We start from the raw sequence: 17046 nt of genomic DNA on the forward strand, positions 1-17046 counted from the left end.
TTCTGGCATGTTTGATATGCGGCCCTTCAGTGGAACCATGGGGCGAGTGGCGTTCACCAGTAGTTCCATCGCACATGTCCGACTGACCGTGACCGATATCGAGCGGTCGCGGCAGTTCTACGAAAGCGTGTTCGGTTGGCCGGTGCTGATCGAAGTTCCCGAGAATGCTGACGAATCCACCCGCAACCAGTTGAGCTTCCTGTTCGGCGGCGTCATCTACGACCTCGGCGGGACGCTCCTCGGGCTGCGGCCGGTCGCCGCCGACCGCTTCGACGAGGACCGCGTCGGACTCGACCACATTGCCTTTCGCCTCGCCAGCAAAGATGAATTGGATTCGGCGGCAGCGCATCTCGACGAGCTCGGCGTCGCCCACCAGCCGGTCAAAGACATCGGGCCGTCCTACATCCTGGAGTTCCGCGATCCCGACAACATCGCCTTGGAACTAACCGCACCCAAGTAGCGCGGCGTTGGCGGGCCGGGCATCGGAGTGGTTGACTGGAAAGAACTATGACCATCAGTTTCAACCACACCATCGTCGCATCACGCGACAAACACGAATCCGCCGAATTTCTCGCCGAGCTGTTCGGCCTGCCCAGCCCAAAGCCCTTCGGCCACTTCATGGTTGTCGAGCTTGAGCACGGCGCGAGTCTCGACTACGCGGATGCCCCTGAAGGCGCGGACATCCCACGCCAGCACTACGCGTTCCTGGTGTCCGAGCAGGAGTTCGACACCATCTACGGCAAGATCACATCGCGCAATTTGCAGCACTGGGCAGACCCGGGGGCCAAACGGCCCGGCGAGGTCAACCGACGAGACGGCGGGCGCGGCGTGTACTTCCTCGATCCTTCGGGGCACGCCATGGAGATCCTCACGCGCCCGTACGGCTCTGGCAGCTGAGCCCGACCGGCGCCGATTAGGCTCGCTGGGAGCTCTACCCGTCGATGTTCGTGTCGTCCACGTCGTGCCGCACAACCCGCACCTTGCCGTGCGGTAGGCAGGCGGCGTATCCGTGGTACTTGCCATACAGCTCCCACGCGGTGACGTCGTCGTCCGGGGGCACGTCGACCTTGTGACCGTCGGAGAACTCGAGGTGGAGATCTCCGGTGTCAAACCAATCCAACCCTGTGCAGTTTCGCCCGGAGAAATCAAAGAGCGCACGCTCCTGGTCGGCGGGGTCATTCGGGTCGATTGCGACCACTTCCGCGGGGGCGGTGGCGATGGCCGGCAGGGTCAGGCGCATCGGTACCGAGATGACAAGCTCATTGTCATCGTCGAAATTCAGCACCAAACCATCGCGGAACATGATCCGCTGTAAAGCACAGCCTTCAAGCCAATGTTCGATCATTTTCGGCTCAGCCATGAGTCCACTCCGTCCTTGATATGCCAAGTGCACGAACCCCGCGCACCGCCCGGCAGAGCGTCAAATTCTGGGTTCCCGCGCTGCCGCGCAGTTAATCCCCACTCAGTGAATGTTCGGCCCGATGGGGTTTGGATTCCGTGAGGCCCAGCCCCCGATGGTGGCGACCCGCTTCGCCCCTAGTCGCCGGTGCGCGCTGTACCGTGCCGCTGACTTTCCTGCTTGCGATAGTCGTCGGCCAGCTGCGCGACATGCTTGGGCAGGCCGCCGGTGGCGACGTCGGCCAGCGTCGTCTCTTCCAGCACCGACCGCATGCTGGCCCGCAGCGCGCGCCAGACGTCGGTGAGCGCGGCCGTCGGCCCCGAGTACGGCAAGTCACCCAGCCCGATGTCACGGACGCTGGCCAGCGGGCCGTCGATACAGCGCAGCACGTCGGCAATGCTGATGTCTTTCCCGGACCGGGCCAATTCGTAGCCGCCCTCGCGACCGCGGTGGCTTCGCACCAGCCGGTCGGTGCGCAGGTTGGTCAGGATGTCGACCAGAAATTGCGACGGAATGCCCTGCGCCTGGGCCAAATCGTCCGTCTTCACCAGCGTTCCGTCGGGCACCGTGGCGAGCTGAATCATTGCCCGCACGGCATACTCCGCCTTCGCCGACATGCGCACTCACAGGATTGTGCCACCCGACGACACAATTTCGGTGCAGCCTGGCTGATCTGGCGGCTACCCGCGTGATTCAAGCAGGTCGATGATGCGCTGCGCCTGCTCCTCGGCCGTACTGCCCGGGGTGAGCCGCAGCTCGGGGTTCACCGGCGCCTGATACGGGCTGTCGATGCCGGTGAACTGGCTGATCTCACCCGCGCGGGCCTTGGCGTACAGACCCTTGGGATCACGCTTTTCGCATTCCTCGAGCGGGGTGTCACAGAACACCTCGATGAAATCGAAGCCGGCCTCGCCGTGCACGTTGCGGGCCAGTTCGCGTTGCTCGGCCAACGGGCTGATCGCCGGCACCAGCACGACGTTGCCGCAGTCGGCCAGCAGCGCCGCCACATGCGCCAGCCTGCGCAGGTTTTCGGCTCGGTCGGCCATGGAAAAGCCCAGGTCGGCGTTCAGGCCGTGCCGCAGATTGTCGCCGTCGAGAACGTATGCCGGAGTTCCCTTTTGGAGCAGCTTCTGCTCGACCAGCATGGCCACCGACGACTTGCCGGAACCGGACAAGCCGGTGAACCACACGGTCCTGCCTCGGGGCCTGGCCTCGGCGATGGCGGATGACTTGTGCCGCACCGTATTCGGGCTCGCAGCCTGTGCCGAGGCGCCGCGCAGCACCATGCCCGCCGCCACCGTTCCGTTGGTGTGCGGGTCGATGAGGATGAACGAGCCGGTGCTGGCGTTACGGGTGTACTCGTCGAGCAGCAGCGGCACCTGGGTGCGCAGCGAGATGCGGCCGAGTTCGTTGAGCTTCAGCGCCGCTGCCGTCTTGTCGCGATGCAGCGTGTTGACGTCGAGCCGATAGTCGAGCGCGGTCACCTTGGCATGCGTGGTGCGCGTGGTGTGCTTGATGACGTAGTCGCGGCCGGGTTCGAGGGCCGCGGTGTCGGCCATCCAGCACACCGTCGCGTCGAACTCCTGGGCGACCCGGGGCTGATTGTGGGTGCGGGCGATCAAATCGCCGCGCGAGATGTCGATCTCGTCCGCCAGGGTCAGCGATACCGCCATCGGCGGGAACGCTTCTTGCACCGGACCATTCGGCCCATCGATCGCGGTGATGCGGGTCTGCTTGCCGACGGGCAGCACCACCACTTCATCACCGGGACGCATGACCCCGCTGGCCACGGTACCGGCGTAGCTGCGGTGGTCCTGGTGCTCGCGGGTGTGCGGCCGGATGACGTACTGGACCGGGAACCGCACGTCGACCATGTTGCGGTCGCCGGCGATGTACACCTCCTCGAGGTGCGACAGCAACGCCGGGCCCTCGTACCAGGGTGTCTGGTCCGACTTGGTCACCACGTTGTCGCCGTGCAGCGCCGAAAGCGGGATGGTGGCCACATCGTGCACGTCCAGGCGCGCCGCGAAGGCGTGGAATTCGTCCCGGATCGCCTCGAATTTGTCTCTGTCCCAACCGATCAGGTCCATCTTGTTGACCGCGAGCACGATGTGCTGAATGCCGAGCAGGGACGCCAGGAAGGCGTGCCGGCGGGACTGTTCGAGCAAGCCGTGACGCGCGTCGACCAGCACGATCACCAGTTGGGCGGTCGACGCGCCGGTGACCATGTTGCGGGTGTACTGGATGTGGCCGGGGGTATCGGCGATGATGAATTTCCGCTTGGGAGTGGCGAAGTAGCGGTAGGCGACGTCGATCGTGATGCCCTGCTCACGCTCGGCCCGCAGGCCGTCGGTCACCAGCGCCAGGTCGGTGTAATCGTGTCCGCGATCCTTGGACGTCTTCTCCACCGCCGCCCACTGGTCTTCCATGACGGCCTTGGAGTCGTAGAGCAGCCGACCGATCAGGGTGGACTTGCCGTCGTCGACGGAACCCGCAGTCGCCAAGCGCAATAGCGTTGTCATCAGAAGTATCCCTGCCGTTTGCGGTCTTCCATGCCGGCTTCGGAGATCCGGTCGTCAGCCCGGGTGGCCCCGCGTTCGGTCAGCCGCGACACCGCGGTCTCGGCGATGACCTCGTCCACGGTGACGGCCTGCGATTCCACGCAGCCGGTGCACGTGACGTCCCCGACGGTGCGAAACCGCACGGTCGCCTCGAACACGGGTTCGTCATCGCGCGGGTGCATGTTCTTGTCGACCGCCAGCAGCATGCCGTCGCGGCGAAATACCTTGCGCTGGTGGGCGTAATAGATCGACGGCAGGGCGATGTTCTCGGCGCCGATGTAGGACCAGATGTCGAACTCGGTCCAGTTGGACAGCGGGAACACCCGGATGTGCTCGCCCTTGTGATGCCGGCCGTTGTAGAGGTTCCACAACTCGGGCCGCTGCGCCTTGGGATCCCACTGGCCGAACTCGTCGCGAAAGCTGAACACCCGCTCCTTGGCGCGCGCCTTCTCTTCGTCGCGGCGCGCTCCCCCGAACGCGGCGTCGAACTTGTTTTCCCGGATGGCACGCAGCAGCGTGAAGGTCTGGATCGGGTTGCGTCCCTGGCGCGGCTCGACGACCCGGCCGGCGTCGATGTCCTCCTGAACCGAGGCGACCACCAGGCGCACCCCGTGCTCGGCCACCAACTCGTCGCGGGTCGCGATGACCTCGTCGAAGTTGTGCCCGGTGTCGACGTGCATCACCGGGAACGGCAGCCGCCCGGGACGGAACGCCCGCAGCGCCAAATGCAGCATGACGATGGAGTCCTTGCCGCCCGAGAACAGCAGCACCGGCCGTTCGAACTCCGCGGCCACCTCACGAATGATGTGGATCGCCTCTGCCTCCAGCGAGCGCAGATGGCTCAACTCGTACTGTCCGGCGGCGGGGGCCACCGTCACATCACTGGTCATAGCTTCCTTCGATTAAAACCTGGCAGAACTGACCATATTTGGCATCTTAACGATAAATAAGACCAGCTCGGCTTTGCGGTGTCAACCGCAGGACCTGCGGCCCCCGGATCGGCCTGACGCGCACGCCGGTCACCGGACACATCACGTCAAGAGTCGCGGCGGCACTTTTGCGGCCGGTGGAGGTTGCGAAACCATGGACCGATGACTGCCACCCCTGAAACCGCCGGACCATCCGCGCCGGGCGGTCGCGACGTCATCGCGCAGTTTCTCCCTCAATCCCCATTCGTCGTCAAGCTGGGCATCGTCGCCGACCGCCTGGAAGAGGACGAAGTGCGGCTGCGGCTGCCCTGGGACCCCTCCAACGTGACCATCGGCGACATGGTCCACGGCGGGGCCATCGCCACGCTCGCCGATCTCACCGTCATGGCGGCGGCGTGGTGCGGCGCGCAGGCGCCGCCGGAGCTGCGGGGCGTGACGGTATCTCTCACGCTGGACTTCATGGCCCCGGCCCGGGCTACCGACGTGATCGGCATCGGTCGGGTGCTGCGGCGCGGCCGATCACTGGTCAACTGCGAAGCCGAGATCGTCGATCCGCGGGGCACGCTGGTCGCCAAGGCGCTGGCGACCTACAAGGTCGGTTGACGCACCACGCTCTCGCCGGGCTAGAGCGTGACCTCCTCGAGCTTGCCGGTGGCCACGTCGAAGACGAATCCGCGCACGGAGACGTGCTTGGTGACGAACGGGCTGCCCTCGATGCGGCGCAGCGATTGCCGGACATCCTCGGCGACATCGGCGAAAGCCTCCGCCGCCCACGGCGGTTTGAGCCCGGTCTCCTCCTGGATGCTGCGCTTGAAGTCATCGTCGGTGAAGGTGAGCATGCCGCAATCGGTGTGATGAATCAGCATGATCTCCCGCGTCCCCAACAATCGCTGGCTGATGGCCAGTGAGCGGACGACGTCGTCGGTGACGACCCCGCCGGCGTTGCGGATGACGTGGGCCTCCCCCTCGTTGAGCCCCAGGATGCGGTAGACGTCGAGCCGGGCGTCCATGCACGCGACGACCGCGACATGTTTGCCCGGCGGCATCGGCAGCGGCCCCTGGAAGGTGCTCGCATATTCGGCGTTGTTGGCCAGGTATTCCTCGGTAACCGTCACGCAAGCCTCCTCGGGAGTGTCACGGCCGCAACCGTGCTGCGTTTGCTGCTCGGCTCGGTACCGCGGTGGATCCTAACAACCGATCACACGCGATTCACGCATGAGAATCAACCGGATCGGAAGGGGATCGAACGCGCCGGGCGACCGCAACGCGCGACGCTGTGTCGGCGGCTCGATAGCCTGTCCCAATGCGACGTGGGGTGTGCGAACCGGCATGACTCGGTTTCTGGCACGCCGGTTGCTCAACTACGTTGTGCTGCTGGCGCTGGCATCGTTTCTGACGTTTTGCCTGACGTCGGTGGCCTTCAGGCCACTGGACAGCCTGCTGCAGCGCAACCCGCGCCCGCCACAGTCCGTGATCGACGCCAAGGCCCGCACACTCGGCCTGGATGAGCCGATACCGATCCGCTACGCGCACTGGGCGTCGCACGCCGTGCGCGGCGACTTCGGCAAGACCATCACCGGGCAGCCCGTCGGGACGACGCTGTGGCGCCGCATCGGAGTGACCCTGCGCCTGCTGATCATCGGTTCGCTGGCGGGCACCGCACTGGGCATCGCGGCCGGGGCGTGGGGCGCCATTCGGCAGTATCGATTCAGCGATCGTGTGGTCACCATGGTGGCGCTGCTGGTGCTCAGCACCCCGACATTCGTGATCGCCAGCCTGTTGATCCTCGGCGCGCTGCGGGTGAACTGGGCCGTGGGCATTCACATTTTCGACTACACCGGCGAGACCTCACCGGGCGTGACCGGCGGGACGGGCGCGCAGCTGCTCGACCGGCTACGGCATCTGGTCTTGCCGTCGCTGACCCTGGCGCTGACCGCCGCGGCGGGATACAGCCGTTATCAGCGCAACGCGATGCTGGACGTTTTGGGCCAGGACTTCATTCGCACCGCGCGCGCCAAAGGGCTCACCCGGCGGCGGGCGCTGGTCAAGCACGGGCTGCGCACCGCGCTGATCCCGCTGGCCACCCTGTTCGCCTACGGGGTGGCCGGCCTGGTGACCGGGGCGGTGTTCGTGGAGAAGATCTTCGGTTGGCACGGCATGGGTGAATGGCTGGTGCAGGGCATCGCGACTCAGGACACCAACATCATTGCGGCGATCACCCTGTTCTCCGGCGCGGTGGTGCTGCTCGCCGGTCTGCTCTCGGACGTTTTCTACGCGGCCCTTGATCCCCGGGTCCGGGTCTCATGACGTCCCAGGCGAACATCGATGGCGCCCAAAGTTTTTCGGGGCACGAGGTCGCGGACTTCACCTCCCGGCGCACCCTGGTGCTCCGGCGGTTCGCCCGCAACAGGTTCGCGGTGGCGTCGCTGACGTTGTTGGTGCTGCTGTTCGTCGGCTGCTATTCGCTGCCGGCGGTGCTGCCCTATTCCTACGAGGACCTCGATTTCACCGCGCTGCTGCAGCCGCCGAACGCGCGTCACTGGTTGGGCACCAACGCGCTGGGTCAAGACCTGCTGGCACAGATCCTGCGCGGGATGCAGAAGTCGATGCTGATCGGCGTCTGCGTGGCGGTCATCTCCACCGGCATCGCCGCCACCGTCGGGTCGATCGCAGGATATTTCGGTGGCTGGCGCGACCGCGCGCTGATGTGGGTGGTCGACCTGTTGTTGGTGGTGCCGAGCTTCATCCTGATCGCCATCGTGACGCCGCGAATCAAGAACTCGGCCAATGTCTTGATGCTGGTCCTGCTGTTGGCCGGGTTCGGCTGGATGGTCAGCTCGCGCATGGTTCGCGGCATGACCATGAGTCTGCGTGAACGCGAATTCATCCGGGCCGCAAGGTATATGGGGGTCTCCAGCCGTCGCATCATCGTGGGCCACGTGGTGCCCAACGTGGCGTCCATCTTGATCATCGACGCCGCGCTCAACGTCGCCTCGGCCATCCTGGCCGAAACCGGGCTGAGCTTCCTGGGGTTCGGCATTCAGCCGCCCGATGTGTCGCTGGGAACGTTGATCGCCAATGGCACCCAATCCGCGACCACCTTTCCCTGGGTGTTTCTGTTTCCCGCCGGCGTGCTGGTACTGATCCTGGTGTGCGCCAACCTCACCGGTGACGGCCTGCGCGACGCGCTCGACCCGAGCAGCGCGGTGCTGAGCGGTGGGGGCCGATGAGCCCGCTGCTCGAGGTCACCGACCTGGCGGTCACGTTCCCGACGGGTGGCGATCCGGTGACCGCGGTGCGCGGTATCAGCTACCGCATCGAGCCGGGCGAAGTCGTCGCCATGGTCGGTGAATCCGGTTCGGGGAAGTCCGTTTCGGCGATGGCGGCCATCGGCCTGCTGCCCGAGTACGCCCAGGTGCGCGGCTCGGTGCGGTTCCACGACACCGAACTGGTGGGCCTCGGCGACGACGCGATGTCGCGGTTCCGCGGCAAAACGATCGGCATGGTGTTCCAGGATCCCATGTCCGCGCTGACGCCCGTCTACACCGTCGGCGACCAGATCGCCGAGGCCATCGAGATCCATCAACCGCGGGTGGGCAAGAAGGCCGCCCGACGGCGCGCGGTGGAATTACTCGAGCTTGTCGGCATCGCGCAGCCGGGACGGCGCGCCCGCGCCTTTCCCCATGAGCTGTCCGGCGGTGAGCGACAACGGGTGGTCATCGCGATCGCGATCGCCAACGACCCCGACCTGTTGATCTGCGACGAGCCCACCACTGCGCTGGATGTTACGGTGCAGGCGCAGATCCTCGAGGTGCTCAAAACGGCGCGCGACATCACCGGCGCCGGGGTGCTCATCATCACCCACGACCTCGGGGTGGTGGCCGAGTTCGCCGACCGCGCCCTGGTGATGTACGCCGGACGGGTTGTCGAATCCGCTTCCGTGCCTGACCTTTACCGGGATCGCCGGATGCCCTACACGGTTGGTCTGCTGGGCTCGGTCCCGCGGCTGGACGCCGCCCAGGGCACCCGGTTGGTGCCGATCCCCGGTGCGCCGCCGTCTCTGGCGGGCCTGGATCCCGGATGCCCGTTCGCGCCGCGCTGCCCGCTGGCCATCGAGGAATGTCGGCTCGCGGAGCCCGAATTGCTCACCGTCGACGCCGATCACCGGGCGGCCTGTATCCGCACCGATCAGGTCGACGGCCGAAGCGCGGCGGACATCTACGGCGTGAGTACCGAAGCCCGCCAAGCGGAATCCGTTGACACGTCGGTGGTCGTTCGGGTGCGCGACCTGACCAAGACCTACCGGCTGACCAAGGGCGTGTTGCGCCGCAGCGCCGGCGAGGTGCGCGCCGTCGACGGCGTCAGTTTCGAATTGCGGCAGGGCCGCACCCTGGGCATCGTCGGCGAATCGGGATCGGGCAAGTCGACCACCCTGCACGAGATCCTGGAACTCACCGGGCCCGAGTCGGGCTCGATCGAGGTGCTGGGCACCGACGTCACCGCATTGAGCGCCGCGAACAGACGAGCACTGCGACGCGACATCCAGGTCGTCTTCCAAGACCCGGTCGCGTCGCTTGACCCACGGCTACCGGTGTTCGAGCTGCTCGCAGAACCCCTGCGGGCCAACGGGTTCGACAAGAGCCGCACCAACTCGCGCGTCGCCGAGCTGCTCGAGATCGTGGGGCTGCGCCGCGCTGACGCTGTCCGTTACCCCGCCGAGTTCTCCGGCGGCCAGAAGCAGCGCATCGGCATAGCGCGTGCGCTCGCTCTGCAACCGAAAATCCTGGCGCTCGACGAACCCGTGTCCGCGCTCGACGTGTCCATCCAGGCCGGCATCGTCAACCTGCTGCTTGACCTACAGGACCGGTTCGGCCTGTCCTACCTGTTTGTCTCCCACGACCTTTCGGTGGTCAAACACCTCGCGCACGACGTCGTGGTGATGCATGCCGGCGCGATCGTGGAGCAGGGCGACAGCCGTCAGGTCTTCGCCGACCCGCAGCACGAATACACTCGCCAGCTGCTGAACGCGGTGCCGCAACCGGATCCGGGCAGACGTGTCTAGGCGGGCGGTCACGGCGGGTGCGGGCACCCGGTTCGCGGCGGCGTTTCTCGCGATGGCCCTTGTGCTGTCGGGCTGCTCGGCGGCCGTCAGCCTGATTCCGGCGACCGGCCACAACGCGAGGATCGGCTCGACGAGCGACGTCAACCCCCACGATCCGGCGACCCTGCAAGACGGCGGCGACCTGCGACTGGCGCTCACCGACTTTCCGCCGAACTTCAACATCTTGCACATCGACGGCAATTCGGCCGACGTCTCCGCGATGATGAAGGCCACTCTGCCGCGGGCCTTCATCATCGGGCCGGACGGCTCGACGACGGTCGACACCGACTACTTCACCAGCATCGAGCTCACCGGCACTGCGCCGCAGGTGGTTACGTACACGATCAACCCCAAGGCGGTGTGGTCCGACGGCACACCGATCACCTGGGAGGACATCGCCAGCCAGATCCACGCCCTGAGCGGCGCCGACAAGACCTTCGAGATCGCCGGGCCCAGTGGCGCCGACCGTGTCGCCTCGGTGACCCGCGGTGTCGACGACCGGCAGGCCGTCATGACCTTCGCCAAGCCCTACGCGGAATGGCGGGGCATGTTCGCCGGAAACGGAATGCTGCTGCCCAAGAGCATGACGGCCACCCCGGAGGCGTTCAACAAGGGCCAGCTGGAGGGACCCGGGCCGTCGGCCGGTCCATTCGTCGTCTCGTCGCTGGATCGGACCACCCAGCGGATCGTGTTGAGCCGCAACCCGAAATGGTGGGGCGAACGGCCGCGCCTGGACAGCATCACGTACCTGGTGCTCGATGACGCCGCGCGGCTCCCCGCCTTGCAGAACAACACGATCGACGCCACCGGGGTCGGCACGATCGACCAGCTGACCATCGCGCAGCGCACCAAGGGGATCTCGATCCGGCGCGCCCCCGCTCCGTCCTGGTCTCATTTCACGTTCAACGGCGCCCCGGGCTCGATCCTGGCCGACAAGGCGCTGCGCGTCGCGGTGGCCAAGGGGATAGATCGGCAGACCATCGCCAAAGTCGTCCAGTACGGCCTCACCAGTAATCCTGCGGCACTGGGCAATCACATCTATGTCGCCGGGCAGCAGGGCTATCAGGACAACAGCTCGGTCGTGCCCTACGACCCGGCCGCGGCCGGTCGAGAGCTTGACGCGCTGGGTTGGAAGCGAGCCGGACAGTTCCGGGAGAAAGACGGTCGGCAGCTGGTGATCCGCGACCTGTTCTACGACGCCCAGGGCAGCCGGCAGTTCGCCCAGATCGCCCAGCACAGCCTCGCCCAGATCGGCGTCAAGCTCGAGCTCGTCTCTCGGTCGGGCAGCGGCTTCTTCACCAACTACATTAACGTAGGCGCTTTCGATATGGCCCAATTCGGTTGGCTAGGAGACGCTTTCCCACTCTCGGCGCTGACCCAGATCTACAAGTCCGACGGCGAGAGCAATTTCGGCAAGATCGGCAGCGAGCAGATCGACGCCGCCATCGAAGGCACGCTGGAAGAACTCGATCCCGCCAAGGCGCGGGCGTTGGCCAACGATCTCGACAAGATGATCTGGGCGGAGGGATTCAGCCTTCCGCTGACCCAGTCGCCCGGCGATGTCGCGGTGCGCAGCACGCTGGCCAATTTCGGGGCGGCCGGTCTCGCCGACCTCGACTACACCGCCATCGGGTTCACGCGGAGTTGAGCCACCGCCGTAGCCGATTCGGGATCGGCAGGGCGCCCTCGGCGATGGCCGCCGCCGCGAGTGCCTTCCACAGCAGCCGCACCTCTGGGCGCGGCGGGAGCGCGTCCAGCGCCGACGCCTGTGCGACAAGCCCGTTCAGGTCGCCGCGCCGGACCGCGTCGGCACTGGCGAGCGCGACGGGCTCACGGAAATCCAGGGCGCTGTGCGCCATGTTCGGCAGGCTCAACAGCGCCGCATTGGGCAGCAGCGACGCGACGCGCTGCGCGACGGCCGGCGGAGTGATGAGATCCCGACCGCCGGAAACCACCGCGGTGGGCCAGTCGAATTTCGGCAGTTCGGTTGGCAGGTCGTAGGGCTCGTCCTCGAAAGTCACTCGCTGCGTGCGTGCTCTGCTTTCGGCCACCGCGGGATCAAGCGGCAGGCCGTCGGGTTCGGCCGCGTAGTCCAGTTCGCGGAACGCGATGCGGCTCACCAAGTCTTCCTCGTACCGGTACGGCACATTGCTCAGAGTGGTGAACCGGGATAGCGCCGACCACAGCAACTTTCGGCCATCGAGTAACAGGTCGAGTTGCCGCTCGAGCAGGTCGGTTCCGCCGTAACCGTAGATCGTGGCGACGACCTGTGTCGCCGTCGAATTCATGACGCCGGCATCGACGAGTTCGCGCATTTTCGGTGCCACCGACGCGGTTTCGGGGCTGTCGCCCTTCAGCAGCAGCCGGCGGATCGCGCGGCGCACAATGACGATGTCGTGGTGGGACAGCAGCGGTGAATCGAGCACCATGCCGCGCACCCGGTGCGGATGGCGCACCCCGACGCCGGCCGCGATGTAGGTGCCGTACGAGGCGCCGTAGACGACGGCCGACTCGGCTTGGGCGTCGTCGAGCACCGCGGCCACGTCGTCGACTACCTGGTTCACGGTCAGCGACTGCGGGGGCAGGTCCGCACCCGAATCGTCGTGGCGCGACATCCCCACCCCGCGGTGCTCGATCATGATGACGTCGAGACCGGCGGCCGCTGCGCGCCGTCGCAGCCCCTTGTACATCTGCACCGACGCCACTCCCGGGCCGCCGGGGATGATGACCAGCGGATGGGCGGACTTGCGGCCCGCGCGCACGTAGTACAGATCGAACTCTTCGGCGCTGTGCGGTGAGATCGGCCGGCGCACGGGACGCACGCCGGGCAGTTGCGCCAGCTTCTCCTGTATCCGGCTGCGCTTCGCGTTCATCGTCATTCGCGTGGGCCCCCCATGATCCCATTCTGCAGGCAAGGCACCGGTGCGGCGACGAACCGCTTTGACCAGCGATATCGGCGGCGGTCGGCCGCCAGGGCTAAGCGCTGAGATCGATGCGGTGGGCGCCCTTGACACCGTCGTAGCGGTCCGGGCTACAGGTGAGCACGATCACCTGCCCGTGGGTTCCCACGGTGTCGAACAACTCCCCCATCTTGGTCAACCGATCCGGGTCGGTAAAACCGAGCGCGTCGTCGACCACCACCGGGACGGCGTCCTCCTTGGCGACCAGGGCCGCGCCGGCCAGCCGCGCCAGGATGCCGAGTTGCTCCTTGGCGCCCCCGGATAGGGATTCGTACGGCACCGTGATGCCGTTCAGCGTGCGGCTCCGGATGCACAGGTCGCTGTCGATGTCGACCTCGAAACTCGGACCGAAGACCGGGCGGCCGAGCCGCTGCAGCTCGGCCCGGTAGGGCTCGACGTAACGGCGCCGGGTGGTGTCACGGTGGCGCGTCATGACCGACCGCAGCAGTTGTGCGGCGCGGGCGCGGCCGCCCACCTGGGCGTGTTCGCTAGCGGCGTGCTCGCGTTCGGTTTCCGCGGCGTCGAGCTTGCCCTGGCGCCCCTCACCGCCGAACACCGAGAGTTCGATCGTGATCTCACGCAACGCGCGCGCGGCTTCCTCGTAGCGCTCGCGCAGCGAGTCGGCTTCCTTTTTGGCGTCGGCCAATTCGGCCTCGACCGCTTCGGGTGCGGCTGCGGCCAGTTCGGCGGCCAGTTCGGCGGCCCGCTGTTGCGCGGCCTGCGCCGCGCCAAGCGCCGTGGCCGCGGCGGCAGCGAGTTCGTCATCATCGGCCGACGCGCGTTCGGCGGCCAGCCGGCCGGCGGCGGCGTCCAGCTCGGCGCGCTGGGTCTGCAACGTGTTCTGCAGAACCGTTGCCCGCGTGGACAACTCAGCGAGACCGGTGGCGGCGGCGGCGGCGGCCTGGCGGCGCGCCTCGCATTCGCTCGATGCCGCCGCGCGAGCCTCAAGAACCGCGGTGAGTTCGGCGCGGGCGGCGCCGATGTCGGTGAGGACGAGTTGGGCCCCGGCGGGGTGTTCGGCGCGTAATTGCGCCAACCGTGACCGCAGCTCGTCGGCCTGTTCGTCACCGCACAGCCCGGCCAGCGTGGCCGTGAGCTGATCGCGGGTGCTGTGCAACTCGCGGCGACGCTGGTCGGCGGACCGTGCCGCCGCGAGGTCGCTCACCTGACCGGCCGCCAGCGCCGCGGCCATCTCCTCTTGCGCCGCAGCGTGTTTGGCGTGAATGTCGAGCGTGGTCGCGCCCGGGGTGACCCGAGCGGTCAGGACACCTGGAACCTCCACGGCGGTGGGTCCGGCGGCGGTGGTCGACCAGCTCTGTCCGGCCGGCAGCGAGATCTGCTGGCCGCCGACGATCAGCTGAACGTCTGTGGTGGCGGTGAATTCGATTGCCGCCGACGTCAGCGCCAACTGGTCACCGGTGCGATCGACGGCGGCCGCCGCGTCCTCGATGCGTCGCAGCACCGCGGCGGTGACGGCGACGGCACCGAGCTCGACGCCAATCCGTTCGCGATCCCGCTCGATCGCGTCGATCTTGGCCAGCCGGGCGGCCAACCGGTCGACCTCTTCGCGGTTGGCGAGTTGCTCGACCGTGCCCCGCGCCGCTTCGGTCCGGCGTTGCAACTCGGCAAGGGCCTCGGTGGCCTGCTGCAGCGCGGCGCCGGACGCTTCGGCCTCCGCATGCGCCGCCGCTTGGGCGGCGGCGGCTTCCTGGACCCGCGTTTGCGTTTCGGCCACGGCGCCCGCGCGGGTGTCGATTTCGGTGAGCAGTTGCCGGCGCGCGGTGTGGGCGCCGCTCGCCGCGGCGGCGGTGGCGCCCGCGGCCTCGGCGACCAGCTGGGCTTCACGCCGTTGCACGGTGAGCGCCGCGATCTTCTCGGCGGCTTCCTGCGCGGCGGCCACCCGCGGGCCGGCGGCGATACGGCGCTGGGAGAAGTCGGCCACCTGCTCGGTCAACACGGCGTGGCGGGCCACCCGGTCGTCGACCTCGGCGACCGCCGCCGCACACTCGGCGACCGCGGCCTCGGCATCGGCCAGCCGGGTGATCGCGGCGGCCCACTCGCCCGTCGGACGTCCGGTCGGGGTGAAGTAGCGGCAGTATTCGGCGTCGATGCGCTCGATGAGCAAGGGTTCGGTGCCGCACAGCCCCCCGCTGTCGCCGGCGGCCACATCAAGCGCCCGCGAGAGGGCGTCGCACCCGGACAGGTCCACCGCGGCGGTCGACGCCGACTGCAGCACCCGCTGGGCGTGCCACAGGTCGCTATCCACCGTCTCGGCCAGCATCGCCCGGACCCGTTCGTGGGCCTCGTCGCCGGTCAGCTGTTCGCGGTAGGGCCGGACCACGGTCAGCTCCGTCTCGCACTTCTTGTGAAACCGCTTGCGATAGATGAAACGATAAGGACCACAACTGATCTCGGCGGACACCTCGGAGCCCACATCACTGTGGGTGGGCTTGACCTGCTTGACTTCCTTCTTCGTCGAGCGGTCCCGCGCCTCCAGCAGGAGGTCCAGGGCTTCAATCATCGACGACTTGCCGATCTCGTTGGCGCCGCACACCACCACGACGCCGTGGTCGGGGAAGTCGATTTCGCGGTGCGATATGCCGCGGTAGTTCGTCAGGATCAGCCGGTGCAGCTTCACGCCGCGCCCCGGTCGGTGAGGCGCAGCAGCAGCGCCAGCGCCGCCTGCGCGTCGACGGCGGTCGGGCAGTCCTCCTCGCGCGCCGTCGCCACCAATTCTTCAACCGCGGCGGCGGCGAAACCTCCGATGCCGAGATCGCTGAATTCGCCATCGGCCGGGATCACCGCCAAATCGGTGTGACGTTCCCACAGGCCCAACCATGCGAATAACCGTGCGTATTTATCAAGGCAGGCGTCCAGCGCGGCGCGGTCGGAGACTGTCAGTGAACCGGTCAGGGCCAGGCGCACCACGGTTCGGTCCTTCTCGGTCATCAGGTCCAGGTTCATGTCCAGATCGGCGACGTCGCGGCTGGTGTCGACCTGTCGATGCATCGTGACGAACCGCCAGCTGCCGAGGTGCCGCGGCGTCACGCGGACCGCGCGCCGCGGGTCGGCCTCGTCGATGTCGACGATCAGGACATGGCCGGGGTCGGATTCGACGTCGTCGAAATTGGTGACTTCCGGGGAGCCGGAGTACCACACCCGGCCGCTGTCGCCGACCTGGGTGAGTGAGTGTTTATCACCGAGCGCCACATAGTGCACCACGCCGCGGGTCAGCGCGTCCTCAACGGAGGCAAGCCGGATCAGCGAAGGCTTGTCCCGATCCGGATCCAGCACGTCGACGCCGCCGTGCGCGACGAGGATCCGGGTGCCCTCCGCCGCGGGCAGGTCGTCGAGGGCGTCGGCGACCAGGTCGGTGGTCGGCACCTTCGAACGCCACGGCGCGGCAACGATCTCCAGCCCGGGACGCACCTGATGCACGCCGGCCCGATCGAGCACCACCACGTTGTCGGGACGCTCAGCGGCGAACAGCGCGCTGGTGTACACCGACGAGGCATCCAGGGGATCGTGGTTGCCCGGCAGCAGGTACACCGGAATTCCGATGGCGCGCATGGCTTCCAGGGACTGCCCGATCACCTTCGGCGGAAGCTGATTGTGTTCGAAGACATCGCCCGACACGACGACGAACTCGGCGCCCACTTCGGCCGCCAGCGCGCCCAGACCGGAGACCACGTCGCGGCGGGCCGCCGAATAGCGCGGCTGGGCGTCACCGGCGAGGAAGTGCCGGGTCATGCCCAGCTGCCAGTCGGCGGTGTGCAGAAATCGCATGCCGGCGACCCCCTCTCGAAGTGCGTGTTTACCTGGGCATCGAGAGTTTAGGTCTGCGCACCGACAAGACGCGGGACCTCGATCGGCAGGTCTTGGTCTGAGAAAATCCGGCGACACGCTGTGGTTCTTGATCGGCGGGTCGAATCCGAGGCGAAAACCGGCTCAATGCCGCGGTCAGGAACTGCTCGCGACTATGCCTCAGATGAGTTGCGCCAGTGTGAATCCAGACCTGAAGGCCTGCGCAAGCCGCTGCAGTCAGCCAAGCTCACCATCCACGAGCCCGGCTCGAACCACATTGGCGAACAACACT

13 protein-coding genes and 1 pseudogene are annotated in these 17046 nt (G+C 67.2%); 6 read left to right on the top strand and 8 right to left on the bottom strand.

Going from position 1 to position 17046, the window contains the following annotated elements:
• Positions 1-37: 37 nt before the first annotated feature.
• Both ACZYVJ_RS07760 and ACZYVJ_RS07765 read left to right on the top strand, forming a co-directional pair.
• Positions 38-460 (top strand): VOC family protein, encoded by a 423-nt coding sequence (locus ACZYVJ_RS07760; RefSeq protein ID WP_463832894.1) that lies wholly within the window; start codon positions 38-40, stop codon positions 458-460.
• A 47-nt stretch (positions 461-507) separates the two neighbouring features.
• Positions 508-897 (top strand): VOC family protein, encoded by a 390-nt coding sequence (locus ACZYVJ_RS07765; protein WP_463830469.1) that lies wholly within the window; start codon positions 508-510, stop codon positions 895-897.
• 34 nt (positions 898-931) lie between these two features.
• On the opposite strand, the gene ACZYVJ_RS07770 is transcribed toward ACZYVJ_RS07765, so the two are convergent.
• From ACZYVJ_RS07770 to cysD, 4 genes are all read right to left on the bottom strand, one after another.
• Positions 932-1360 (bottom strand): DUF6188 family protein, encoded by a 429-nt coding sequence (locus ACZYVJ_RS07770; protein ID WP_463830470.1) that lies wholly within the window; start codon positions 1358-1360, stop codon positions 932-934.
• Positions 1361-1536: 176 nt separating this feature from the next.
• Positions 1537-2022, bottom strand: a complete 486-nt coding sequence (locus ACZYVJ_RS07775) for an Rrf2 family transcriptional regulator (RefSeq protein ID WP_463830471.1) — start codon at positions 2020-2022, stop codon at positions 1537-1539.
• A gap of 57 nt (positions 2023-2079) precedes the next feature.
• On the bottom strand, positions 2080-3921 hold the full coding sequence (gene cysC / locus ACZYVJ_RS07780; protein ID WP_463830472.1) for an adenylyl-sulfate kinase: 1842 nt from the start codon (positions 3919-3921) through the stop codon (positions 2080-2082).
• Positions 3921-4850, bottom strand: a complete 930-nt coding sequence (cysD, locus tag ACZYVJ_RS07785; protein WP_463830473.1) for a sulfate adenylyltransferase subunit CysD — start codon at positions 4848-4850, stop codon at positions 3921-3923. Before cysD ends, cysC begins: the two co-directional genes overlap by 1 nt.
• Before the next feature lie 201 nt (positions 4851-5051).
• On the opposite strand from cysD, the gene ACZYVJ_RS07790 reads away from it, so the two are divergent.
• A complete protein-coding gene (locus ACZYVJ_RS07790) occupies positions 5052-5492 on the top strand; it encodes a PaaI family thioesterase (RefSeq protein ID WP_463830474.1) in 441 nt (146 codons plus the stop codon).
• A gap of 20 nt (positions 5493-5512) precedes the next feature.
• Here ACZYVJ_RS07790 and ACZYVJ_RS07795 read toward each other — a convergent pair whose 3' ends face one another.
• Positions 5513-6004, bottom strand: coding sequence for a beta-class carbonic anhydrase (locus tag ACZYVJ_RS07795; RefSeq protein ID WP_463830475.1), 492 nt, complete (start codon positions 6002-6004; stop codon positions 5513-5515).
• A gap of 214 nt (positions 6005-6218) precedes the next feature.
• Between ACZYVJ_RS07795 and ACZYVJ_RS07800 the strand changes: the two genes are divergently transcribed.
• The 3 genes and pseudogenes from ACZYVJ_RS07800 (at position 6219) to ACZYVJ_RS07810 (ending at position 11638) form a co-directional block, all read left to right on the top strand.
• The gene (locus ACZYVJ_RS07800; protein WP_463830476.1) at positions 6219-7196 is read left to right on the top strand and encodes an ABC transporter permease; all 978 of its coding nucleotides are present in this window, start codon (positions 6219-6221) and stop codon (positions 7194-7196) included.
• Positions 7193-8119: an ABC transporter permease gene (locus tag ACZYVJ_RS07805; protein ID WP_463830477.1), complete on the top strand. Its 927-nt coding sequence runs from the start codon at positions 7193-7195 to the stop codon at positions 8117-8119. The genes ACZYVJ_RS07800 and ACZYVJ_RS07805 overlap by 4 nt, the downstream gene beginning before the upstream one ends.
• Positions 8116-11638: pseudogene (locus tag ACZYVJ_RS07810) on the top strand (dipeptide ABC transporter ATP-binding protein). Before ACZYVJ_RS07805 ends, ACZYVJ_RS07810 begins: the two are co-directional and overlap by 4 nt.
• Here the strand turns inward: ACZYVJ_RS07810 and ACZYVJ_RS07815 are convergent.
• From ACZYVJ_RS07815 to ACZYVJ_RS07825, 3 genes are all read right to left on the bottom strand, one after another.
• A complete protein-coding gene (locus ACZYVJ_RS07815) occupies positions 11625-12869 on the bottom strand; it encodes an alpha/beta hydrolase (RefSeq protein WP_463830478.1) in 1245 nt (414 codons plus the stop codon). The pseudogene ACZYVJ_RS07810 and the gene ACZYVJ_RS07815 overlap by 14 nt on opposite strands.
• Before the next feature lie 97 nt (positions 12870-12966).
• Complete coding sequence (locus ACZYVJ_RS07820; RefSeq protein WP_463830479.1) at positions 12967-15588, bottom strand: AAA family ATPase; 2622 nt, start codon at positions 15586-15588, stop codon at positions 12967-12969.
• Entirely contained in the window at positions 15585-16736 is a 1152-nt protein-coding gene (locus ACZYVJ_RS07825; RefSeq protein ID WP_463830480.1) for a metallophosphoesterase family protein, read from the bottom strand. Before ACZYVJ_RS07825 ends, ACZYVJ_RS07820 begins: the two co-directional genes overlap by 4 nt.
• Positions 16737-17046 lie beyond the last annotated feature (310 nt).

This window comes from Mycobacterium sp. IDUB_3, from assembly GCF_055419585.1.